This window comes from Streptomyces sp. SID12501, from assembly GCF_010550245.1.
Classification (GTDB): Bacteria; Actinomycetota; Actinomycetes; order Streptomycetales; family Streptomycetaceae; genus Streptomyces.
On record NZ_JAAGLU010000012.1, the window covers coordinates 70,370 to 93,552 of the forward strand.

The 23,183-nt window shown below is 68.5% G+C and carries 18 protein-coding genes; 14 read left to right on the forward strand and 4 right to left on the reverse strand.

Annotated features, from left to right (window positions below; genetic code table 11):
• Positions 1–157: 157 nt before the first annotated feature.
• The 6 genes from G3I71_RS16295 to G3I71_RS16320 all read left to right on the forward strand — a co-directional run bounded on the left by G3I71_RS16295 (position 158) and on the right by G3I71_RS16320 (position 5,696).
• Positions 158–511: a DUF3817 domain-containing protein gene (locus tag G3I71_RS16295; RefSeq protein ID WP_164315380.1), complete on the forward strand. Its 354-nt coding sequence runs from the start codon at positions 158–160 to the stop codon at positions 509–511.
• Positions 508–801: an MTH1187 family thiamine-binding protein gene (locus tag G3I71_RS16300; protein ID WP_164315382.1), complete on the forward strand. Its 294-nt coding sequence runs from the start codon at positions 508–510 to the stop codon at positions 799–801. The genes G3I71_RS16295 and G3I71_RS16300 overlap by 4 nt, the downstream gene beginning before the upstream one ends.
• Positions 802–905: 104 nt before the next feature.
• Complete coding sequence (locus G3I71_RS16305; RefSeq protein WP_164315384.1) at positions 906–2,690, forward strand: glycosyltransferase family 2 protein; 1,785 nt, start codon at positions 906–908, stop codon at positions 2,688–2,690.
• Between the two features lie 3 nt (positions 2,691–2,693).
• Complete coding sequence (locus G3I71_RS16310; protein ID WP_164315386.1) at positions 2,694–4,649, forward strand: kelch motif-containing protein; 1,956 nt, start codon at positions 2,694–2,696, stop codon at positions 4,647–4,649.
• Between the two features lie 121 nt (positions 4,650–4,770).
• Positions 4,771–5,280 carry a MarR family transcriptional regulator gene (locus tag G3I71_RS16315; protein WP_164315388.1) on the forward strand — a complete coding sequence of 170 codons (510 nt, stop codon included), beginning with the start codon at positions 4,771–4,773 and terminating at the stop codon, positions 5,278–5,280.
• Positions 5,281–5,357: 77 nt separating this feature from the next.
• Positions 5,358–5,696, forward strand: a complete 339-nt coding sequence (locus G3I71_RS16320; protein WP_164315390.1) for a DUF3817 domain-containing protein — start codon at positions 5,358–5,360, stop codon at positions 5,694–5,696.
• A 21-nt stretch (positions 5,697–5,717) separates the two neighbouring features.
• Here G3I71_RS16320 and G3I71_RS16325 read toward each other — a convergent pair whose 3' ends face one another.
• Positions 5,718–6,335 carry a TetR/AcrR family transcriptional regulator gene (locus G3I71_RS16325; protein WP_164315392.1) on the reverse strand — a complete coding sequence of 206 codons (618 nt, stop codon included), beginning with the start codon at positions 6,333–6,335 and terminating at the stop codon, positions 5,718–5,720.
• Positions 6,336–6,529: 194 nt separating this feature from the next.
• Between G3I71_RS16325 and G3I71_RS16330 the strand changes: the two genes are divergently transcribed.
• The 8 genes from G3I71_RS16330 (at position 6,530) to G3I71_RS16365 (ending at position 17,973) form a co-directional block, all read left to right on the forward strand.
• A complete protein-coding gene (locus G3I71_RS16330) occupies positions 6,530–7,507 on the forward strand; it encodes a tetratricopeptide repeat protein (RefSeq protein WP_164315394.1) in 978 nt (325 codons plus the stop codon).
• A 673-nt stretch (positions 7,508–8,180) separates the two neighbouring features.
• On the forward strand, positions 8,181–8,825 hold the full coding sequence (locus G3I71_RS16335; RefSeq protein WP_164315396.1) for a DUF6230 family protein: 645 nt from the start codon (positions 8,181–8,183) through the stop codon (positions 8,823–8,825).
• A gap of 134 nt (positions 8,826–8,959) precedes the next feature.
• Positions 8,960–9,589: a DUF6114 domain-containing protein gene (locus G3I71_RS16340; protein ID WP_164315398.1), complete on the forward strand. Its 630-nt coding sequence runs from the start codon at positions 8,960–8,962 to the stop codon at positions 9,587–9,589.
• Positions 9,579–10,931: a hypothetical protein gene (locus G3I71_RS16345; protein ID WP_164315400.1), complete on the forward strand. Its 1,353-nt coding sequence runs from the start codon at positions 9,579–9,581 to the stop codon at positions 10,929–10,931. The genes G3I71_RS16340 and G3I71_RS16345 overlap by 11 nt, the downstream gene beginning before the upstream one ends.
• A gap of 421 nt (positions 10,932–11,352) precedes the next feature.
• Entirely contained in the window at positions 11,353–15,429 is a 4,077-nt protein-coding gene (locus tag G3I71_RS51120) for a polymorphic toxin type 27 domain-containing protein (RefSeq protein ID WP_164315402.1), read from the forward strand.
• Positions 15,430–15,448: 19 nt separating this feature from the next.
• A complete protein-coding gene (locus G3I71_RS16355) occupies positions 15,449–15,856 on the forward strand; it encodes a hypothetical protein (RefSeq protein ID WP_164315404.1) in 408 nt (135 codons plus the stop codon).
• 1,062 nt (positions 15,857–16,918) lie between these two features.
• A complete protein-coding gene (locus G3I71_RS16360) occupies positions 16,919–17,770 on the forward strand; it encodes a helix-turn-helix transcriptional regulator (RefSeq protein WP_164315405.1) in 852 nt (283 codons plus the stop codon).
• Positions 17,771–17,781: 11 nt separating this feature from the next.
• Positions 17,782–17,973, forward strand: coding sequence for a hypothetical protein (locus tag G3I71_RS16365; protein ID WP_164315407.1), 192 nt, complete (start codon positions 17,782–17,784; stop codon positions 17,971–17,973).
• A 91-nt stretch (positions 17,974–18,064) separates the two neighbouring features.
• Here the strand turns inward: G3I71_RS16365 and pyk are convergent, their stop codons facing one another.
• The 3 genes from pyk to pta form a co-directional block, all read right to left on the reverse strand.
• Positions 18,065–19,495 (reverse strand): pyruvate kinase, encoded by a 1,431-nt coding sequence (gene pyk, locus G3I71_RS16370; protein WP_164315409.1) that lies wholly within the window; start codon positions 19,493–19,495, stop codon positions 18,065–18,067.
• A gap of 176 nt (positions 19,496–19,671) precedes the next feature.
• A complete protein-coding gene (locus tag G3I71_RS16375) occupies positions 19,672–20,895 on the reverse strand; it encodes an acetate kinase (RefSeq protein WP_164315411.1) in 1,224 nt (407 codons plus the stop codon).
• Entirely contained in the window at positions 20,892–23,009 is a 2,118-nt protein-coding gene (gene pta, locus G3I71_RS16380) for a phosphate acetyltransferase (RefSeq protein ID WP_164315413.1), read from the reverse strand. Before pta ends, G3I71_RS16375 begins: the two co-directional genes overlap by 4 nt.
• Positions 23,010–23,183: the final 174 nt, after the last annotated feature.

The window sequence follows — 23,183 nt, forward strand, 5'->3', positions numbered from 1 at the left end:
CCCCCTAGGGGCCGAACACCCGAACACCCGTCCATACCTCCGCACTCCCGCACCCTCACACCCCCGTCCCGGTCGCCCGGGCCGCCGATGTCACAATGGGCGAACATTTGTGCATCCATTCACAAAGCGACCCCCTCGCACCCACCGAAGGTGACCCGTGGACATCAAGACCGCCTCCGCCCTCCGCCGCCTGCGGCTGGTCTCGGCGCCCGAAGCCGTTTCCTTCCTCCTCCTGCTGGTCTGTTCGGTGCTGAAGCGGACCACGGACTTCAACGCGGTGCCCGTCATGGGCGCGGTCCACGGATTCCTCTTCGTCCTCTACGTGATCTTCTGGGTGGTCGCCTGGTACCGCGCCAGGTGGTCCCTGAAGACCGCCGCCCTCTACTTCGTCCTCTCCGTCCTGCCGACCGGCGGTTTCTTCGCTGAGCGCAGGCTGCGCCGCGAGGCCGAGGACGCGGTCAACGCCGCCATCGCCCTCCGGGTCCGCCAGGAAGAGGCCTACAAGTCATGATCGTCGCCTTCTCCGTGACGCCCCTCGGTGTCGGCGAGGACGTGGGGGAGTACGTCGCCGACGCCGTTCGCGTCGTCCGTGAATCCGGCCTCCCCAACCGCACCGACGCCATGTTCACGTCAATCGAAGGCGACTGGGCCGAGGTCATGGACGTCGTCGGACGTGCCGTCGCCGCTGTGGAGGCCCGCGCGCCGCGCGTCTCCCTCGTCCTCAAGGCGGACATCCGCCCCGGCGTGACCGACGGCCTGACCTCCAAGGTGGAGACGGTGGAGCGGCACCTCTCCGCGTAAACCGGCGCGGCCCGCGCTCACCCGTCCGGACGCACCCAGGTCGACTCGCCGTCATATCTCCACTTTGGTGGGGATATCGGCTTGTTCGATCACTGGAGGGCACTGTGCGGCCGGAGGGCTACGACTACGACACCCACAGCCGGCTCGCCGGACCCCTGACCGAGGCGCCGGACGGATCCCCGTACCAGGTGCGGTACACCTCGCTCCTCTCCCGCGAGCCACGCCGAATACGCGCCGTCCTGCTCATGACCCTCGCGCCCCTGCTCACCGGCGCCCTGCTCGTCTACCTCGTCTGGCCCACCCACTGGGTGGAGCGCGAGGCCGGTGAGAAGTGGATGGTCGATCTCGACATCGTGATGCTGATCGCCATCGGGCTGATCGAGCTGTTCATGGTCGTCAACGTGGTGTCCATCGCCCACGCCACCATGGTCGCCCGCGACCCCGTCCCCGTCGTACCCGAGCCCGGCACCCGCGTCGCCTTCCTCACCACGTACGTCCCCGGCAAGGAACCCCTCGCGATGGTCCGGGCCACCCTCGAAGGCGCGATCCGCGTCCACCACACCGGCCCCCTGGACGTCTGGCTCCTCGACGAGGGCGACGACGACCAGGCCTGGGCGCTCTGCGCCGAGCTGGGCGTACGGCACTTCAGCCGGTACGGGGTCCCCGAGTGGAACCGGGCCAAGGGCGTCCACCGGGCCCGTACCAAGCACGGCAACTACAACGCGTGGCTCGCCATGCACGGCGACGAGTACGACTTCTACGCCTCCGTCGACACCGACCACGTGCCGCTCCCCAACTTCCTGGAGCGGATGACGGGCTTCTTCCGCGACCCGGACGTCGCCTTCGTCGTCGGCCCCCAGGTGTACGGCAACTACACCCACCCCGTGACCAAGGCCGCCGAGTCGCAGCAGTTCCTCTTCCACGCGCTCATCCAGCGTGCCGGAAACCGCTACCGCGCCCCCATGTTCGTCGGCACCAACAACGTCGTACGCATCGCCGCCGTCAAACAGATCGGCGGACTGTACGACTCCATCACCGAGGACATGGCCACGGGGTTCGAGCTGCACCGCCGCCGCAATCCGCGCACCGGGCACTACTGGCGGTCCGTCTACACGCCCGACGTGCTCGCCGTCGGCGAGGGGCCCGCCTCCTGGACCGACTTCTTCACCCAGCAGATGCGCTGGTCGCGCGGCACGTACGAGACGCTCTTCAAGCAGTACGGGAAGGCACTCTTCACCATGCCCCCGGGCCGGCTCTTCTCGTACACGCTCATGCTCGTCTACTACCCGATGACCGCCGTCAACTGGTTCCTCGGCATTCTGAGCTGCTTCCTCTTCCTCTGGTTCGGGGCCTCCGGCACCCAGGTCGCCGCCTCCGTCTGGCTGATGCTCTACAGCGACGCAGCCGCCCTCCAGATCGGGCTGTACCTGTGGAACCGGCGGCACAACGTCTCGCCCCACGAGCCCGAGGGCTCCGGCGGGCTCGCGGGCATGGCGATGTCGGCGCTCTCCGCGCCGATCTACCTGAAGGCCTTCGGTGCGGCCCTGCTCCGCCGCCCCAGCCGCTTCGTCGTCACGCCCAAGGGCGGGGACGCCAGCCCCGACCGGTTGCTCACCTTCCGCGTCCACCTCTTCTGGGCCGCGTTCCTGGCGACCTCACTCATCGCTTCCGTCCACCTCGGCCACACCCATGTGGCCATGCGCACCTGGGCGGTCCTCGCGATGGCGATCTCCCTCGCCCCGGTCGGGGTGTGGATCGCCACCCGGCTCAAGGACCGCAGGGAGAGCAGCGAGAACACGGAGAACAGAGAAGGCAGAGAGCGCGAGGAACCCGTCGTCGCCACGAACACCGTCGCCCCGGTCTCCGGCACCCCGACAGGAGGCAACTAGGCCATGGCCTTCCAACCGTCGAAGAAGACCAAGAAGACCGTCCTGGGCATCGGAGGCGTCGCCCTCCTCGCCGGTCTCAACGCCCCCGCCGTGCTCGGCTTCGCCGGCGAGCGCTACCACGAATACAAGATCGCCCAGCCCGGCTACCGGGCGAAGTACGGCTCCTGGAGCTCGATCGACATCCCCGAGGAGTTCCGCACCAACGCCATCCACGCGGCCCTGCTCCACACGGGCAAGGTCCTGATCGTCGCGGGCTCGGGGAACGAGCAGAAGAAGTTCGACAAGGGGTCGTTCGACACGATCCTCTGGGATCCGGAGACGGACACCTTCAAGAAGATCGCCACCCCCGACGACTTCTTCTGCGCCGGACACGCCCAACTCCCCGACGGACGGCTCCTGGTGGCCGGTGGCACCGCCCGCTACGAACTCCTCGACGGCGAGGTCGAACGGGCCGGCGGCGGGATGCGCGTGAAGAACGAGAACCCCGACAAACCGGTGGTCCTGAAGAAGGGCACCCGCTTCCGCTCGCCCGCCGGAGTCGAGTACGTCAGCCGGTTCGACGTCACCGTCCCCGAGGCCAGGCGCACCCAGAAGATCACCTACAACGCGGCCGGGGTCATGCAGCCCTGGGTGACGAAGGTCGTCCCGAGCGAGGCCCGGGTCTTCGTCGAGGCGGCCGAGGCCGGGCCCGTTTCGATCACCGCCAAGCAGGCGCAGTACGAGATCGTCGGCCTGAAGGGCAAGGACGCCGACAACACGTACGGCCTCTCCGAGAAGATCACCATGGACAAGCAGGACTTCCAGGGGATCAGGGCGGCCTACGAGTTCGACCCGAAGGCGGAGAAGTACCTCCCCGTCGATCCGATGGACAAGGCCCGTTGGTACCCGACGCTCGTCGGCCTCGGCGACGGACGGGTGCTGGCCGTCTCCGGGCTCGACGACGTCGGTGCGATCGACCCCGGGGACAACGAGATCTACGACCCGAAGACCAAGAAGTGGACCCCGGGGCCGAAACGTTACTTCCCCACCTACCCCGCCCTCTTCCTCACCAAGGGCGGCAAGCTGTTCTACCCGGCTTCGAACGCCGGTTACGGCCCGGCGACGATGGGCCGCGCGCCGGGCCTCTGGGACCTGGAGAAGAACACCTTCGAGAAGGTGCCGGGCCTCACGGACGCCGACAGGACCGAGACGTCCGCCTCGGTCCTCCTCCCGCCCGCGCAGGACCAGAAGGTGATGATCCTGGGCGGCGGAGGCGTCGGCGAGTCCAAGAGGGCGACGCGCCGCACGGCCGTGGTCGACCTGAAGAAGGACAACCCGGTCTTCGAGGCCGGTCCCGACCTCCCCCAGGGCACCCGCTACCTGAACAGCGTCCTCATGCCGGACGACACGGTGTTCACGTCCAACGGCTCCACCGACTACCGGGGCCGCAGCGGCAGCAACATCCTCAAGGCACAGTTCTACGACCCCAGGGCCAACGCGTTCCGTGCGGCGGCCTCCCCGAAGGTGGGCCGCAACTACCACTCCGAGGCGCTGCTGCTGCCCGACGGCCGGGTCGCCACCTTCGGCTCCGACCCGCTCTACGACAACCAGCAGAACACCAAGCTCGGCCACTTCGAGCAGCGGATGGAGATCTTCACCCCGCCCGCGCTGCACAGGAACGGCAAGAACCGGCCCGTACTGGGGGACGGCCCCCAGGAGACCGACAAACTCGGCCGCGCGACCTTCGCCACAGCCCATCCCGAGCGGGTCGCGAAGGCCCGCCTGATGCGCCCCAGCGCGGTCACGCACTCGACGGACGTCGAACAGCGCTCCATCGACCTCCCCCTCAGCAAGGACCGCACCTCGGTGACGGTCGACGTACCGAAGGACCGGACGCTCGTACCGCCCGGCTGGTACATGCTGTTCGTGACGGACGCGAAGGGAACGCCGTCGGAGGCGAAGTGGCTCCAGGTGAGATGACCGGTGACCAGGCCTGCCGGGTACGCGGAGAAGGTGACGGATCCGCCGAGGTCCCGCCCGGCCGGACCGAAGGGCGAGACGGGGCTGACCGCGATATGACCGGCCGGTAAGGTCTGGTGCCGTGCCGAAGCCGCTCAGTCTCCCCTTCGACCCCATCGCCCGCGCCGACGAACTGTGGAAGCAGCGCTGGGGAAACGTCCCGTCCATGGCCGCGATCACCTCGATCATGCGCGCGCAGCAGATCCTGCTCGCGGAGGTCGACGCGGTGGTGAAGCCGTACGGTCTGACGTTCGCGCGGTACGAGGCGCTGGTGCTGCTCACCTTCTCCAAGGCGGGCGAGCTGCCGATGTCCAAGATCGGTGAGCGTCTGATGGTCCACCCGACGTCGGTCACCAACACCGTGGACCGCCTCGTGAAGTCGGGCCTGGTCGCCAGGCGCCCCAACCCGAACGACGGCCGCGGCACCCTCGCCACGATCACCGACAAGGGCCGGGAGGCGGTCGACGCGGCGACCCGCGACCTGATGGCGATGGACTTCGGCCTCGGTGTGTACGACGCGGAGGAGTGCGCGGAGATCTTCGCGATGCTGCGGCCGTTGCGGGTGTCGGCGAGCGACTTCGACGAGGAGTAGGGCCGCAGGCCGGTGGAAGTGCGGGGGTGCCGGGGTCGCCGGAAGATCGCCGGAAACGGGTGGTTACGCTCGTACGCATGAAGAAGAGCGTGTTGACCCGCTACCGCGTCATGGCCTACGTCACCGGTGTGCTGCTGGTTCTGCTGACCCTCGGGGTGATCGCCAAGTACGCGCTGAAGCTCGACGGCGCCGACGGCTTCACGAGCGTCGTCGGTATCGCGCACGGCTGGCTGTACGTCGTGTACCTGGTCTTCGCCTTCGATCTGGGCTCCAAGGCGAAGTGGCCGGTCCGCAAGCAACTGTGGGTCCTGCTCGCCGGCACCATCCCCACCGCCGCGTTCTTCGTGGAGCGGAAGGTCAGCCACGAACTGGCGGCACAGCTCGCGGAGCCGACTCCCGTGGCCGCCAAGGCGTAACCGCCACGTACCCGCTACCCGCTACTGGTTGCGGATCAGCCCCAGCACCAGTACCCGGGTGAACGCTTCCGCCCACTCCGGGTCCACCGGCTCCGCGCTCACCAGCGTGCGGTGCACCACCGCGCCCGCCACCATGTCGAAGATCAGGTCCACCGTGCGGGCGGCCTCCTCCGGGTCTGTTTCCGGGGGGAGTTCGCCGCGCTGCTGGGCGCGGGCGCGGCCTTCCAGGACCAGGCGCTTCTGCCGGTCCACGATCGAGGCGCGGATGCGCTCCCGCAGCGCGTCGTCGTGCGTCGACTCCGCGACCACCGCCATCAGGCCGCTCTTCGTCTCCGGGCGCACCAGGATCGCCGCGAACTGGAGGACGACGCCCTCGATGTCGGCGGCGAGGCTGCCCCGGTCGGGCATCTCCAGTTCGTCGAAGAGGGCCGCCACCGCGTCGACGACCAGTTCGTTCTTGCCGGGCCAGCGCCGGTAGAGGGTCGTCTTCGCCACCCCCGCGCGCGTCGCCACGTCCCCCAACGTCAGCTTGGACCAGCCCAGTTCGACCAGCGCGTCCCGTGTCGCCGCCAGGATCGCGGTGTCCGCGGTGGCGCTACGGGGGCGTCCCGTACGGCTGACAGGGGTGCGGCTCTGCATGGCATGACCATAACCGGCCATTCCTCTCCTGCGGGGGTCGTGAGGGAGGTCACTCGGAGATGCTCCAGGGGCGCTTCCCAGGAGGCCACCTTGGCCATTACGCTACGACTCGTAGCGAAAGCAGTGTCCGTCGACCAGGACCGCATTTCACTACGCCTTTCACATGTGCGCGCCGAACGGGGGAGGATAGACGCATGCAGCCACGGAACATGTCCATGAGCGGGGTCGTCGACCTCGCCGCGGTGAAGGCGGCCCAGGAGGCCAAGTCGAAGGCGGAGCAGGCGCGCGCCGAAACCGCCCGGCAGGGCGGTGGAGAGGCCGTCTCGCCGACCGACCTCGTCATCGACGTCGATGAGGCCGGGTTCGAACTCGACGTCCTGCAGCGGTCCACCGAGGTGCCCGTCGTCATCGACTTCTGGGCCGAGTGGTGCGAGCCGTGCAAGCAGCTGAGCCCCGTTCTCGAGCGGCTGGCCGTCGAGTACGACGGGCGCTTCGTCCTCGCCAAGGTCGACGTCGACGCCAACCAGATGCTGATGCAGCAGTTCGGCATCCAGGGGATCCCGGCCGTCTTCGCCGTCGTCGCCGGGCAGGCCCTGCCCCTCTTCCAGGGCGCCGCCGCTGAACAGCAGATCCGCCAGACCCTCGATCAGCTCGTACAGGTCGCCGAACAGCGCTTCGGCCTCACGGGCCTCGTCGTCGACGCGGACGCCGAACCCGGCGACCGGCCCGCCCCCGCCCCCCTGGACCCGGTCGGGCCGTACGACGCGCTGCTCGAAGCCGCCGTACAGGCCCTGGACGCGGGCGACTTGGCCGGTGCGGTGCAGGCGTACAAGAACGTGCTGAGCGACGACCCCGGGAACATGGAGGCCAAACTCGGCCTCGTGCAGGCCGAGTTGCTCCAGCGGGTGCAGGGGGTCGATCCGCAGCAGGTCCGCAAGGACGCCGCCGAGAAGCCGGGCGACCCGACGGCGCAGATCATTGCCGCCGACCTGGATCTGGTGGGCGGCCATGTCGAGGACGCGTTCGGCCGGCTCATCGAGACGGTGGGGCGTACGGCGGGCGACGACCGGGATGCCGTACGACTGCGGCTGCTCGAGCTGTTCGAGGTCGTCGGCGCGGATGATCCACGGGTCGCGTTGGCCCGGCGGGCGCTGGCGCGGGCGTTGTTCTGACCGGTCGGTCGGGGTGGGCGGCGGGTCACGGTTCGATCAGTGGTCTGACCTGTCGCTAAACACCACGACGCGTGTTGTCAGCGTGAAGAATTTGTCGATCCGGTGCTCCTGAGGCCACACTTTGCCAAATCTTGGTAATTGCGGCCGCTGTTACTTGGAGTAGCCCGGAAGCGTCGGACTGTCGGGTTTGGGGCACGAAGCTGCCGGTTTGTCACCCCTTTGAGGGCCACCCAGCGTTGCCGAGCGACACTCGCTGGTCGCTGCTCGGTTATCTGCCCGTTACTAGCCAGTAACGAACCCCCTTGTGCGGGCGGCGAGAATGCACCACGATCGGCGTCGCTCGGTCCTATCCCGTACACCGACAGCCAGTCGGGCGAACGGGAGCTGTTGGGTCCCCACCGGGCAGAGTCGGCGGCAGTGGCGCCGGCTCTCGGACAGGGGGGTCTTCACCTTCTGGTGGAGCCTGTCCGGCAAGGTTGTGCGTGATGTGCGTCAGGCGCGACCAGTGGTTGTCGCTCGGGGGTGATCGCCGGTGAGCTCGGGCGCTGTTCGCGCCGTCGAGCGCGGGCGCTCTCCTATACCGAGGACGTAGCACTTCTCCCATCCCTGCCCGGCTGAGCCGCCGTTATGGGGCAGTCAGGGCCAGGAGATGTACGTCCGAGAAGGAGGAAATATGGAGTCCCAGGTGCGTGGCGGGACAAGATGGAAGCGCTTCGCTGTGGTCATGGTGCCCAGCGTTGCCGCTACGGCATGTATAGGTGTTGCCCTCGCGCAGGGTGCCCTCGCCGCTTCGTTCAGCGTTTCTGGCCAGTCGTTCAAGGTCAGCGCTGACTACATCCACGGCGATGGCTTCTCGCAGTACGGCGCCATCGACGCGGGCAAGACGCTGGACGGCAAGGACACCATTCACCCGGTTGCGGTGTCGGCGTTCACTGATGCCACTATCCAGAACATGTGCCAGTCGGTCGTCACGCCGAACATCCCGCTGCTCGGCTCTGTCACTCTGCAGCTGACCGCGGGTAACAGTAGTGACGAGACCAAGCAGGTCAGTGCCCACAACCTTTATATCGACGTCGAGGACCTCGCCGCCGAGAAGGCTGTGTTCAATGGCATGAACATCGGCGTCGCCGCCGGTTCCCTGACCGACCCGCCCATGAAGGGCGGCTCCGAGAAGTCGAACCCCTACGGCTTCGGCCAGTCGGCGGACACCGTGGATCTGTACAAGGTGAAGCAGACGGCGTGGGCCACCACTGCCGGAACCTTCACGCTGCCCGGTCTGAGCATGAAGCTCTACTCGGGTACCAAGGAGTGCTACTAAGCACTCGGTGACGGGCGGGGGAGGCCGTGAGGCGCCCCCCGCCCGTTCCTCTCCTACCGGGTCTTCGCGTACCGCCCCAACGGGCTGACGGAAGACCTCTCACCACAGCAACACCGCACCAGGGAGCTGTTTCCATGAGCGCCGAGACTCCTGCCGCCGCCAGCCTGTTCGTCCGGTTGAGGCTGCAGTTCCGCGCCTGGCGGGGTACGAGGCCGTTCTGGGCCGGTCTGTTCGTCCTGCTCGCCGGTGTCCCGATCATGTACTTCCCTTACGCGCACCTCACGATCGGTCAGCTCACGATCCGCATGTCCACAACGGCAGGCGCGGGATCGCTGATCATCGGAGTCCTGCTCGTCGTCCTGGGCATCAGCCTCTGGTTCCAGAAGCACGTACGGACCTTCGCCGGCACCGCCGCGATCCTGCTGGGACTGGTGTCCCTCCCGGTCTCCAACTTCGGCGGGTTCATCATCGGCTTCCTGCTGGCCCTGGTCGGCGGCGCGCTGGCCATCGCCTGGGCGCCCGGTGAGCCGGAGCCGGACACGAAGTACGGAGAGCCGGCGGGCGGCGGTACGGAAGCGGCCCCTGTCGCGGAGACCGCTGAGGCCACTGAGGCCCCGGTGTCTGCCGAGGCCACCGACGGAGCGGACCCGACGGCGGAGCCGGGCGCACTGGACATGAGCAAGTCGAACGAGCCGTACGAGCCGAACGATCTGTCAGGAACGAGCCCGGTGAACGGGGCGAACGGGAGGCGCAGTGCCGGCTGACAAGGTGACCCACGGGACTGATGTGGAAGAGTCCCGCGGGCGAACCGGGCCGAGGCACGCGGCCCCGAGGAAGCCGCTGTTCACCAGGTTCCACATGCCTGCCGGAAAGGCGATAGCCCTGGCGGCGATGCCGACCGCGGTGCTCATGGGCATGGGGTTCACGCCGACGCTCGCCAACGCTGATGAGCAGCCGACGTCGAACGCTCAGCAGGCCGAGGAGTACAAGGCCTGCGTCGCGGCGATGACGGACGACGCCTCGACCTCGGCGAGCCCGTCGGAGACCTCCTCGGAGAGTTCGTCCGACGAGGACTCCAGCGAAGCGACGGCGACTCCTTCGGCCTCTGCCGGCGACTCGGCCTCGGACGGCTCCTCTTCGTCGGATTCAGGTTCCGACGACGAGGCCACGCCGACCCCGACGCCTTCCGCGAGCAAGACGACGTCCAGTAGCAGTACCGGCGGCGGCAGCGACACGGCCACGCCCACCCCCTCGGCGAGCGCGAGCGCCACCGAGGAGAGCGGCAACCTGCTGGAGACCATCGGCGACGCGATCGTCGACATCTTCACGGGCGGCAGCGACTCGACGACCGACACGGCGTCCACGACGACGACCTCCACGGCGACCACCGAGGCCGCCGACAGCGCCACTCCGACGCCGACGGCGTCCCCCGCCGCGACCACGGAAGCGGCCGACAAGACCACGACCGACACCACCACGGTCAAGAACACGACGCCGAAGGTCACCGAGGTCCTCAAGGACACCACCGACACGGCGGCCAAGGCGACAGAGGTGACCACGGAGGCGGCCGATGAGGCAGCCGACGAGGCCACCGCGTCCCCGAGCCCCTCGGCGAGCGCGACGACGGACGTGGACGACTGCCTGGTCGCCACCGAAGACGAGGGCGGTGTCGACAACACCATCCGGCTGCCCGTCGAACCGTGGACCCTGGAGGCGAGTTCGCTGCTGCTCACGGGCGCGGACTACCAGGGCATCGTCAAGGTGCGCACCGCCGACGGCACGGTCAAGGAAGTCCTGAAGTACGTGATCTCCGGTGGCACGGAGATCAACGACCTGCACCAGATCGTCAAGGACGACCTGTCCGGCAAGACCTACCACGCGCAGGCGGCCAAGGGCTCGAAGTCCACGATCGACAACGGCAAGACGGTCATGTACACCGAGAGCATTTCCGGCAACCTGTTCGGCCTGATCCCGGTGACCTTCACCCCGAAGAGCCCGCCGCCCCTGAACATCCCGCTGATCTACTTCACCAACGTGAAGGTCATCCAGGCGGGCCAGTTCGGCGGCACGCTGACGATCCCGGGCCTGCGCCAGTACACGACCTGAGCACTCACCACCCCGTTCGGGAGCCGCACCGGGGCCTGTGGCCCGGCCGTACCGCCTTCGGCGAGGGCCGGGCCACAGGCCTGTGCAGGGGGTGGGATTTATGTTCGAACAAAATGACTAATTAAAGGTTCCTTAAAAGCTTTCTCATATCATGATGATCCGGTCCCTGCGGGAAGAGGGGCACGGGGGGCGCGTGTTGACCGCACGCGCAGCAGGGACGGGGGTCTCAGAACTTCCTGACTTTCCTACACGGCAGGCCGCCGGTGACACCACTCGTCGGCCGCGGCCGAGTGTTCGTTGTGCCTTCTTCCTGTCGGACGAGACCGAATCCGGACCGACCATCCAGGCAGGCATAGACGTGCGAACAACTCCAGGAAGACCTCAACGAAGCCGTCCACAAAGAGGGTTCGCGGCCATCGCGTTGGCGACTGCCGCCGCTGTGCTCGGCGGACTGGTGTTCGCCGCCCCCGCGGCCTCCGACGAGCCGGGGGATAACCCGGCCAACCCATACGAGCGCACTCTCCGCATCAGCCTCGGTGAGCAGGCCCGCAAGGACCGCTGTCAGGCAGGACGGGCTGTGCACTTCGGCGGGCCCGAGCTGGACTCGGTCGCGAGGGCGAAGCTCACCGGCACGGACGCCGGGCTGCGCACGTTCGTGACCCCGGACGCCCTCTTGGGCGAGTGGGGTCAGGCCAGCATCCGGGACAGAAACGCGGCCATCGCCGACGTCAATGTCTTTCGGGACCGCCAGGACAAGCTGAACACCGCCAACAAGCCCTACGCCGCAGAGAACTCCTCCGGCGGTCGGGACTACTGGGCGCCGGAGTTCGGCAAGGACATCGTCGCCTTCACCCTCGGCACTCAGCAGGATCTCTACAACCAGGCGTCGGAGAACCCGACTCCGAGACCCGGCCAGGCCGCGCTGGACCAAGCCAAGAAGGTGCTCGACGCGTTCGACACTGGCGACGACACCTGGGCAGCCGCGTACAAGGACTTCGCCGGGACGGCACTGCTCGATACGACCAACCTGAGCTACTCCTCGGCCAACGACGTAGCGACCTTCCTGCGCTTCGGTGGCTTCCCGACGAAGGCCCCCGAGCCGGACTCGTTGGAGTTCCGTACCGAGGTCGAGGCGCTGAAGACGGCCTGGGCGGCCTGTGACAGTGCCAACCCGATCGACCACTACCGGATGCTGACCGGACCGGTCCTGGTGGCCTACTCGGAGTGGGAGGCGGAGTACTCCGGACAGGCCGAGCAGCGGAAGGCGATTGTTACCGCCAAGGCCACCGCGGCGAAGGAAGTCCGGGTCGCCACGGACGCGATGATCGAGGCGGTCCGGCAGGCCTGGCAGGCGGACCAGATCCTGTACTGGCAGAAGTACTGGGCCGCGAACAAAGGATCCGCTCTTTATCCGAAGCCCGCGGCCTTCACCAAGGCGACGGCGGACCTGAACGCGGCGAAGTCCAAGGCTGCCGCGCAGGTGGCCGTGGCGGACGCGGCGGCCACCCGGGCCAAGACGGCCGCGGATGCCGCAGGCACCCAGCAGACCAAGGCGTGGACGATCGCCGACGCCGCGAGGCTTCCGCGCGGCCGGGGTCTCTTCTACGCGCAGCAGTCCGTGCAGGTAGCCAAAGCATCGGCCTCGGCCACCCAGGCGGCGGCGAAGGCCACGCTGACGGCGTCGAACGCCGCGAAGGCCACGGTGGCTGACTCCCAGACGCTGCTGGCGCTGGCGAAGACCCAGACGCACGCGCTGAACACCGAGTTCCGTAAGACGGCCGCGCTTGAGGCGAAGGCGCAAGCCAAGGCAGCGGCCGAGTCCGCCGCCAAGCTGGCCACGGAGGCCGCGGCCAACGCCGCCACCGCGAAGACCGCCCGCGCGACCGCCGAGAAGGCGGAGCAGACGGCCAAGACCCAGGCCGCCGAGGCGAAGCGTCAGCGCGGCATAGCGGAGGCCGAGAAGGCCACCGCGGAGCGGGAGCGCGACCTCGCGGCGAGTGAGCGCGCGAAGGCGGGCGCGGCCGAGGAGCGGGCAAGGACCGAGCAGGCCAGGGCCGGCCAGGCGCGCACGGCTGCGGAGACGGCCGGGGCGACGGCGACGGAGAAGCTGGCGGCGGCGGAGGACGCCGAGGTGCGTGCGTTCCTCGCCCGCAACAAGGCGGTCACGGCCGAGCGCGACAAGAACGCCACCGAGTCCCACGCGGCAGCCCTGGAGTCGGCTGCCGCTGCGGCCGAGGGCACCAGTGCCGCAGAGGAGACCCGGCAGGCGGCAACCGAGGCGCGCTCCGCCGCCACCGACGCGGCGGGCGCTGCGACCCGGGCGCGTACTGCGGCGAACGAGGCGACCACGGCGGCGGTGAACGCCCGAGCTGCCGCCACCCGGGCCGAAGGCGCGGCGAAGCGTTCCCGCTCCGCTGCCGACGCGGCCCAGTCGGCGTACGCCAAGACGCACGCGGCTGCCACGACCGCGCACGCCGCCGCTGCCGAGGCGATCGACGCGGCAGCAGCTGCGAAGGAGAACGCCAAGCAGGCGGACGTCGAGGCGAAGAAGGCTCAGGCCGCGGCGATCACCGCGCGCAAGGAGGCCACGGCGGCGGTCGCCGAGGCGGTCAAGACGGCCGCCTGGTCGGCGAAGACCGCCGGGTACGCCCTCGCCACGGCCCAGTACGCGCAGGGCGCCCGGGACGCCGCGACCGCGACGACCAAGGCGGCCGACGAAGCGATCACCGTCGGCTCCCCGTACCGCGAGACAGACACCTCGGCGGCGTACGCGGTGCTGATCGGGCAGACCTCCAAGACCCTCGCCGAGCAGCAGGCCTCCGCGGCCAAGGCGAAGTCGGACGAGGCGAAGAAGGCGGCGGCCCAGGCCAAGGCCCTGGCTGACAAGGCCGCCGGCGACGCGAAGATCGCCCTCCAGGCGGCGGCTGACGCAGCGGACTACGCCGTGCAGGCGGTTAACTCCGCCGCAGCGGCCAACGCTTCCGCAGCCGCAGCGGCGACCGACGCGGCAGCCACGAAGAAGGCCGACGCGAACGCCCAGAAGTACGACGCGCAGGCGGGCACAGACGCCTTCTACGCCAACTCCGCAGCGAGCGACGCCGAGTCCGCGGCAGCCCAGGCCGATCGTGACGCCTCGGAGGCCGAGACGGACGCCGCAGGCGCCCGCTCGGCGGCTTCCGCGGCCGAGTCCGACGCAGCCGCAGCGGACCGAGCCGCCACCGACGCCGAGTCGGACGCGGTCAAGGCCGAGGAGGCCGCGGTCAAGGCGGAGGCGGCCGCGGCCGAGGCTAAGGAGGCCGCGTCCAACGCGGAGAACAACGGGCAGATCGCGACCGGGACCGTCCCCGAGGGCTCCGCCGAACTCATTGGTGGAATTTTCTACGTCGTCGACCACATCGAGAAGGTCGGCGAACCGCAGGTCCTCAAGAAGACCGAGAGCTGTGACGACTGGTGGGACCAGCTCTTCTACGTCGGCGACTGCACGATGACCCAGAGGATCAGTTACAAGGCCGTCCTCGACCTGTACCTGTGCCCTACGGAGGTCTGGAACAACTCGTGCTTCTCCGGAGACCCGCTGTACCTGGGCGAGCAAAAGACGGAAACGCAGTCCACCGACGTCACGCACACCATCACGATCGCGGAGTACCAGCAGAGCATCGACCCCGTCGACATCCTCTTCGGCCACTGGATCCAATGCGCTCAGAAACTCACCTCCTTTGGTGAGAACGGAAGCTGGGGCGGTTGCGCCTGGGCCGTCGTAGATGTGGCGTCACTGTTCGCCACCAAGATCATCCGCCCCATCGCGGACGCTGTCCGGGCGATGGACGCGGCCGTCAGGACCGGAATCGGTTTCAGGGAGGCGTACGCGGCCCTGCGCTCCTTTCGGTTGTCCGAGGCCGTCGTCGCGACCGTCACCAGCAAGTTCATGCAGGCGGTGTACGAGGCGTGTGCATCAACCCCTTCGAGGGCGTCGAGGGCCGCTGGCGCTCGGGCGTTTGCTGCCCAGAGCTCGAACGAGGAGTGCGTACGGCAGGTCCTCAAGGACCTGGTGAAGGACGGAGACCACGTCGTCCTGGGCATCAACCCAGGCGCCGACGACCTGGCGGAGGCTATCGGAGCCAAGACGTTCAACGGTGACCGCTACAGCCCGGTGCTTCCACACGTCTTCGGTATGGGCGAACGTCCGATCTGGACGGTGGGTGTCGATTGGACAGTGACCAACCCCAACGTGCGGCTGACGGTCTCGCTGGACGGCGTCGCAGGCGCCGCTAACGCCGACGAGGCACTCAAACTGCTCCTGCAGCGGGGTGAGACCATTCCCGCAGGCACCTGGGACTTCGTAGAGATCGGGGGATACGGCACCGCGTGGGAGATGACGAGGTTGCGCACCGCGGTCAGGAGGGGCGAACGCTCGTGGTCGTCGATCGAATGGCGGATGGGTGGCAAGGAGGTCTTCCCCGAGCGTTTCAAGCTGGCCAACGGGAAGCCGGTGCCGTAACTAGGAAAGGGCTTCGGACATGACCGATTTCATCCGCACCGGAAGGCTGTTCCGGGTGGCCGGGTTCAACCCGTCCCACCGGTATCTCCTCCTGCGGAGCGAAGCCACGCTGGTCGACGGGACTTCGACGCATGTCGAGGTCACCATCGGCCACGTGAGGCTGATGCTTCTGCAGCCCTACTACCGCAACGGCCTGCACATCCGCCGCGCCAGTCCGCAGGAGTTCGCGGTGCTGGCGGAACGGCACGGGCTGGAGCCCGCCGATGCTGACTACACCTGGATGCTGGACCCTGACGGCGACAGCTTCGTCGTAGGTGGCAATCCGAACTGGCGCGAGGCGGAGTACGCGCTGATGGGTGGCCGGGAGTCGCTGTGGACCGGGCCCTGGCCGCCGGACTTCCCGGCGGAATCGGGGGGCGTCTTCTGACGCCTCGTCGCTGCGGCCGTACAAGGTGAGGGCGGCGCCCGTATCGTGGGCGCCGCCCTCACCTTGTCACCTATTGTCCAGCATCGAACGCGACTTGAACTCGGAGCAGACAGTTCCGCTGATCAGCCAGCCAGCTGGCAGACGCCGGGCAGCCCGACCGGCCCTGCCCGACCGGAACGGTGCTGCGAAGTGGCTGGTGCGGGGCGGGCCTGTGTGCGTTTCGGTGAGCGAGGTTTGGGGCGGCGCCAGCAGCCGTCCCGCCCCAGGTCACCCCCGACCTCACCTCACCTCCGCATACGCCCGAGCGCCTGCCCAGGGCAGCACAGCCCACATCCGAGTCCCGCCCCCCGGTTCCCGAGCCTCCCCGAACCCCCACTCCCCGCCGCACCCTTCCACCACGCACCCCAATACCCGTAGCGCATCCCCCCTCCGCTCATCGCAGGCCGCAGTCAGCCGGGGATGCACATGCCGCCGGTGACCGTCGTAGAGCACCACTTGCAGCTCCCCCTCCCACCACCGCAGCGACACGTACACCGACGCCTCCGCAGCGAACCGGAAAGCACAAGCCGTCAGCTCCCCCACCACCTGCACCGCAGCGTCCGTCATCTCCTCCAGCCCATGCGTCTGGAGAACAACCCGAGTGGTGGCCCGGGCAACCCGCGAACTCACCGCCTCGGCAGGCAGCGTGAACCCGTACGTGAGCGTGTCGGGACCGGGCGGCGGAGCCTTCGTGAGATCGGCCGAGATGGGACAAGCCGAGACGGCGAGCGAAGCGGACATGACGAACTCCCTTGCTGGACAACGAACTTGACGCAGCCGACGTACACCCGACCGGTGGCCTGTCTCCCTGGCGCGAGCACGCCCCTCCCAGGGAAGGAGAACTCGGGCAGGCTCACGCGATGCGCTTCCGAGTAATGCCGGGCCGTAAGCGACTCGTCACCAACTGTAGGTCTCGACGGGGAACGTGTGCCACATACTCTTGCGTATTGCCTCCATCGAAGTGGACTGGCGCACAGCGAACGCGGCAGACTGGCCCCGGACCAACCGGGGAGGAAGGTGCAGATGCCGACACGGCCCGCGCCGACAGAACGTCAGAAGCGCCTGGGTGCCGAGTTGCGCAAGATGCGGCTCGCGTCCGGCCGGACCACGGAGTGCGCCGCCGGGCTGCTCGGGCTGGACCGGACGAAGGTGTCCAATATGGAGTCGGGCGTCCGAGCCACCTCGCCCGAGCGGATCCGGATACTCGCCAGCAATTACGACTGCGCGGACGAGGCCTACGTCAACGCGCTCATGGCCCTGGCCAACTCACGCACTCGCGGCTGGTGGGAGAGGTTCAGGGGTGCACTTCCCCAAGGCCTCCTGGACGTCGCCGAGTTGGAGTGGTTCGCCACCCGGCTGCGCAGCTACCAGACCGTACACATCCCGGGCCTGCTCCAACTCGGCAGCTACGCCCGAGCCGTCTTCGACTCAGCGCTGCCTCCGCTGCCCAAGTCCGAGGTGGAACTACGCGTCGTGCAGCGACTGCAACGTCAGCAGGTGCTCGACCGCGACAACCCCGTCGACTACGTCGCGTATGTGCACGAGTGGGCGCTGCGCATGCAGTTCGGCGGGCGTCGGTCCACCCGCGAGCAACTCACCCACCTGTGCGAGGCGTCCGAGCGCAAGCATGTTGACGTACGCGTGCTCCCTGTCGAGGCCGGCGCCTTTCCCGGTGCCGGGCATGCCGTTCTGTACGCCGACGGGGCCGTCCCTCAACTGGACACCGTGCAGTTGGACTCGGCGCACGGCGGCGAGTTCACCCACGCCGATTCGCAACTCGCCAAGTACCGCGCCCACATGGATTGGTGGCACACCCACACACTGAGCCCTCAGGACTCGCGCGACCTCATCCATGCCATCGCCCAGCAACTTTAAGGAGAGCCGCCATGCCCGACATCACCTGGGAAGAGCCCTTCTGCGCTGAGGGAAACAACTGCTTCCGCATAGGCACCGACCCCACCGGCAACGCCTACATCGCCATCGCCGGTCAGGAAGACGCCTACCTCACCGACACCCGCGAAGCCCTCCGCACCCTCATTCAGGACATCAAGGCTGGCAAGGCGGATCACCTTCTCTAGCGCACCCGGCGCACCCCGTACGGCGGAGGGCGCCCCCTGTCACGTACAACAGGGGGCGCCCTCACAGCCGTACGGGTACGGAGGTGTCACCTCACGCGTGTTCGCCCTCGCCCAAGTGATGCACGCGGACCATGTTGGTCGTGCCCGGGACGCCGGGCGGGGAGCCGGCTGTCATGACGACGATCTCGCCGATGTTGAAGCGGTTCAGCTTCAGCATCTCCTGGTCGACCAGGGAGACCATCTCGTCCGTGCTGTTGACGAACGGGACGACGTAGGAGTCGACGCCCCAACTCAGGGACAGCTGGTTGCGGGTGCCCTCGTCGGTGGTGAAGGCGACGATCGGCTGGGCCGCGCGGTAGCGGGAGAGGCGGCGGGCGGTGTCGCCGGACTTGGTGAAGGCGACCAGGCCCTTGCCGCCGAGGAAGTCGGCGATCTCGCAGGCCGCGCGGGCGACCGAGCCGCCCTGCGTCTTCGGCTTCTTGCCGGGGACGAGGGGCTGGAGGCCCTTGGAGAGGAGTTCCTCCTCCGCCGCGGCCACGATCTTCGACATCGTGCGGACCGTCTCGAGCGGATACGCGCCGACCGACGACTCCGCCGACAGCATGACCGCGTCCGCGCCGTCCAGGATCGCGTTCGCCACGTCGGACGCCTCGGCGCGCGTCGGGCGGGAGTTGGTGATCATCGACTCCATCATCTGGGTCGCGACGATCACCGGCTTGGCATTGCGCCGGCACAGCTCCACCAGGCGCTTCTGCACCATCGGGACCTTTTCGAGGGGGTACTCGACGGCGAGGTCGCCGCGGGCCACCATCACACCGTCGAAGGCCGCGACGACGGCCTCCATGTTGTCGACCGCCTGCGGCTTCTCCACCTTGGCGATGACCGGGACGCGGCGACCCTCCTCGTCCATGATCTTGTGGACGTCGTTCACGTCACCGGCGTCGCGGACGAAGGACAGGGCGACCAGGTCGCAGCCCATGCGCAGGGCGAAGCGCAGGTCGTCGATGTCCTTCTCGGAGAGGGCCGGGACGTTCACGGCCGCGCCGGGCAGGTTGATGCCCTTGTGGTCCGAGATGACGCCGCCCTCGATGACGATCGACTTCACCCGCGGACCCTCGACGTCCACGACCTTCAGCTCGACGTTGCCGTCGTTGATCAGGATCTGGTCGCCGCGCGACACATCACCCGGGAGGCCCTTGTACGTCGTACCGCAGATGGTCTTGTCACCGGGGACGTCCTCGGTGGTGATGACGAACTCGTCGCCCCGGACCAGCTCGACGGGGCCCTCCGCGAAGGTCTCCAGGCGGATCTTCGGGCCCTGCAGGTCGGCGAGGACACCGATGGCCCGGCCGGTCTCCTTGGCGGCGGCCCTGACCCGGTCGTACCGGCCCTGGTGCTCGGTGTGCGTGCCGTGGCTGAAGTTGAAGCGGGCCACGTTCATCCCGGCCTCGATCAGCGACACGAGCATTTCGTGGGAGTCGACCGCGGGGCCGAGAGTGCAAACGATTTTCGAACGGCGCATGGGGCGATCCTATCGGTTTGTTTCGCTTCGGAATATTCCGCCTGGTGGACGACGTAGAAGCACCTACTGGACACAAAGGGGCGGGATAGCGCTCAGGTGAGGCTCTTCCGGCATTGTCTGCCCAATGTTTCCCAATGTTCGTCCAATATCCGTTAAGTGTCTTCAGTTGTCCGTTCTCAGGTGCTCGCGGTTCCCACCAGCGCGTACGCCTGTGTCGCGATCTCCAGCTCCTCGTCCGTCGGGACGACCGCCACCGCGACCGGGGAGCCCGCGGGCGAGATCAGCCGGGCCTCCTGGCTCCGTACGGCGTTCAGGGCGCCGTCCACGGCCATGCCGAGGCCCTCCAGGCCCGCCACCGCCGCCTCGCGCACCGGCGCCGCGTTCTCGCCGACCCCGGCTGTGAACGCGATGGCGTCCACCCGGCCGAGTACCGCGTAAAAGGCGCCGATGTACTTCTTCAGTCGGTGGATGTAGATGTCGAAGGCCAGCCGGGCCGCCGGGGCGTCCGCGCCGCCCTCGTCGATACGGCGGCGGATTTCCCGCATGTCGTTGTCTCCGCACAGACCGAGCAGGCCGCTCTTCTTGTTGAGAAGAGTGTCGATCTCGTCCGTGGACATTCCGCCAACACGCGTCAAATGGAAGATGACGGCCGGGTCCAGGTCGCCGGACCGGGTTCCCATGACGAGTCCCTCCAGAGGCGTCAGCCCCATGGACGTGTCCACGCACTTGCCGCTCCGTACGGCCGACGCGGACGCCCCGTTGCCCAGGTGCAGCACGATCACGTTCACGTCCTCGGGCGCCCGGCCCAGGAGCCGCGCCGTCTCCCTCGACACGTACGCGTGGGACGTGCCGTGGAACCCGTACCGCCTGATGCGGTACTCGTCGGCGGTCTTCACGTCGATCGCGTAGCGGGCCGCCGACTCCGGCATCGTGGTGTGGAAGGCCGTGTCGAAGACCGCCACCTGGGGGAGGTCGGGGCGCAGGCTCTGGGCCGTACGGATGCCGGTGAGGTTGGCCGGGTTGTGCAGCGGGGCCACCGGGATCAGGCGCTCGATCTCCGCGAGGACCGTGTCGTCGATGACCGTCGGCTCGGTGAAGGACAGGCCGCCGTGCACCACCCGGTGGCCGATGGCCGCCAATTGAGCGGAGTCCAGGCCCAGTTCGTCCTTCGCCAGTTCCTCCGCCACCGCCTTCAGGGCTGCCTCGTGGTCGGCGATCGGGCCCGTGCGCTCGCGGGACGCGCCGCCGGTCGCCAGCGGGGTGTGCTTCAGGTGGGACGTCTCCTCGCCGATGCGTTCCACCAGGCCCACGGCGAGCCGGCTGCTGTCGCGCATGTCGAGCAGCTGGTACTTCAGCGAGGACGAACCGGAGTTGAGGACGAGGACGCGGGTCGCGGTCACTGGTGGGGTGCCTTCTGAGTGGGGACCTGGCTGGGGGCGGAGTCGGCGGTCTGGGCCTGGATCGCGGTGATGGCGACCGTCGTGACGATGTCCGGGACCAGGGCGCCCCGGGACAGGTCGTTGACCGGCTTGCGCAGGCCCTGGAGGACCGGGCCGACGGCGATCGCGCCGGCCGAACGCTGCACGGCCTTGTAGGTGTTGTTGCCGGTGTTGAGGTCCGGGAAGATCAATACGCTTGCCTGGCCCGCGACTTCGGAACCCGGCAGCTTGGTGGCGGCCACGGTCGGCTCCACGGCCGCGTCGTACTGGATCGGGCCTTCGATACGCAGGTCCGGGCGCCGCGAGCGCACCAGCTCGGTCGCCTCCCGCACCTTGTCGACATCGGCGCCCGAACCCGACGTACCCGTCGAGTACGACAGCATCGCGATCCGCGGCGTCACGCCGAACTGCTCGGCGGTGGCAGCCGACTGGATGGCGATGTCGGCCAACTGCTCGGCGTTCGGGTCGGGGTTGACCGCGCAGTCGCCGTAGACGAGGACCTTGTCGGCCAGGCACATGAAGAAGACGGACGAGACGATCGAGGCGTCCGGCTTGGTCTTGATGATCTCGAAGGCGGGCCGGATCGTCGCGGCCGTGGAGTGCACCGAACCCGACACCATGCCGTCGGCCAGGCCCTCCTGGACCATCAGGGTGCCGAAGTAGTTGACGTCCGAGGCGACGTCGTAGGCGAGTTCCACCGTGACGCCCTTGTGGGCGCGGAACTTGGCGTACTTCTCGGCGAACGTGTCCCGCAGTTCGGAGGTCTGCGGGTCGATCAGCTGGGTGCCGCCGAGGTCGATGCCCAGGTCGGCGGCCTTCTTGCGGATGGCGTCGACCGGGCCGAGCAGCGTCAGGTCGCACACGCCCCGGCGCAGCAGCACCTCGGCGGCGTGCAGGACGCGTTCCTCGGTGCCCTCGGGGAGGACGACCCGGCGCTTGTCGGCGCGGGCGCGTTCGAGGAGCTTGTGCTCGAACATCATCGGCGTGACACGGTCGCTGCTGGGTGCGGAGACGCGCTTGAGGAGTTCCGTCGTATCCACGTGACGTTCGAAGAGGCCCAGCGCCGTCTCCGCCTTGCGCGGGGTGGCCGCGTTCAACTTCCCCTCCAGGGAGAAGAGTTGGGCGGCGATGGGGAAGCTCGTGCCGGCCACGGAGACGACCGGGGTGCCCGGGGCGAGGCGGGCGGCGAGGGTGAGAACCTCGTTGCTGGGGCGCTCGTTCAGGGTCAGCAGGACACCCGCGATGGGCGGCGTACCGGCGCTGTGCGCGGCCAGGGCGCCGACGACCAGGTCGGCGCGGTCGCCGGGGGTGACGACCAGGCAGCCGGGGGTCAGCGCGGTCAGGAAGTTGGGCAGCATCGCGCCGCCGAAGACGAAGCCCAGCGCGTCACGGGCGAGGCCCGAGTCGTCGCCGAGAAGCACTGTGCCGCCGAGCACCTGGGTGATCTGGGCGACCGTCGGCGCGGAGAGGGCGGGCTCGTCGGGGAGGACGTAACAGGGCACGGGGAGACGGGAGTCGAGGCCCGCGGCGATGCCGGCGCGGTCCTCGCGGGCGACGCGGTTGGCGACCATGGCGAGGACGTCGCAGCCCAGCGCCTCGTACGCGCGGTACGCGTTGCGCGTCTCGGCGAGCACCGACTCGGCGGTCTGGTCGCGTCCGCCGACGACCGCGACGACGGACGCGCCGAACTCGTTCGCGAGGCGGGCGTTGAGGGCCAGCTCGTCCGGGAACTGGGTGTCGGCGAAGTCGGTGCCGAGGACGAGGACGACGTCGTACTCGCGGGCGACGAGCAGGAATCGGTCGACGAGGGTGGAGACGAGCTCGTCGGTGCCCTGCTCGGCCTGGAGCGCGGACGCCTCCGGGTAGTCCATGCCGTACACGGTCGCCGGGTCCTGGGAGAGGCGGTAGCGGGCGCGCAGCAGCTCGAAGAGACGGTCCGGGTTGTCGTGCACCAGGGGGCGGAAGACGCCCACGCGGTCGACCTGCCGGGTCAGGAGTTCCATGACCCCCAGCTCGACGACCTGGCGGCCGTCGCCCCGGTCGATCCCGGTCACGTACACGCTGCGGGTCGTCACGCGTGCTCTCCGTTTCCTCGCTCGCGAATATGGCTCACCGAGGTGAGCGGAACCCTCTTGACAGTACCCGCGGCGATGGCTAAGGCACCCGCCAGGATCGAGGGCCCGGCCCGGGCGTGAAACAATTGGGGCGACTCACCGGCATCACAGGCAACCAGAGCGATCAGACCGAGT

What these genes read in the sequence shown, in the direction of transcription:
- G3I71_RS16310 (WP_164315386.1), top strand. Translation starts at nt 2,694, where the DNA reads ATGGCCTTCCAACCGTCGAAGAAGACCAAGAAGACCGTCCTGGGCATC.
- G3I71_RS16335 (WP_164315396.1), top strand. Translation starts at nt 8,181, where the DNA reads ATGGAGTCCCAGGTGCGTGGCGGGACAAGATGGAAGCGCTTCGCTGTG.
- pyk (WP_164315409.1), bottom strand. Translation starts at nt 19,495, where the DNA reads ATGCGCCGTTCGAAAATCGTTTGCACTCTCGGCCCCGCGGTCGACTCC.
- G3I71_RS16325 (WP_164315392.1), bottom strand. Translation starts at nt 6,335, where the DNA reads ATGCAGAGCCGCACCCCTGTCAGCCGTACGGGACGCCCCCGTAGCGCC.
- G3I71_RS16355 (WP_164315404.1), top strand. Translation starts at nt 15,449, where the DNA reads ATGACCGATTTCATCCGCACCGGAAGGCTGTTCCGGGTGGCCGGGTTC.
- G3I71_RS16330 (WP_164315394.1), top strand. Translation starts at nt 6,530, where the DNA reads ATGCAGCCACGGAACATGTCCATGAGCGGGGTCGTCGACCTCGCCGCG.
- G3I71_RS16320 (WP_164315390.1), top strand. Translation starts at nt 5,358, where the DNA reads ATGAAGAAGAGCGTGTTGACCCGCTACCGCGTCATGGCCTACGTCACC.
- G3I71_RS16365 (WP_164315407.1), top strand. Translation starts at nt 17,782, where the DNA reads ATGCCCGACATCACCTGGGAAGAGCCCTTCTGCGCTGAGGGAAACAAC.
- G3I71_RS16340 (WP_164315398.1), top strand. Translation starts at nt 8,960, where the DNA reads ATGAGCGCCGAGACTCCTGCCGCCGCCAGCCTGTTCGTCCGGTTGAGG.
- G3I71_RS16360 (WP_164315405.1), top strand. Translation starts at nt 16,919, where the DNA reads ATGCCGACACGGCCCGCGCCGACAGAACGTCAGAAGCGCCTGGGTGCC.
- G3I71_RS16300 (WP_164315382.1), top strand. Translation starts at nt 508, where the DNA reads ATGATCGTCGCCTTCTCCGTGACGCCCCTCGGTGTCGGCGAGGACGTG.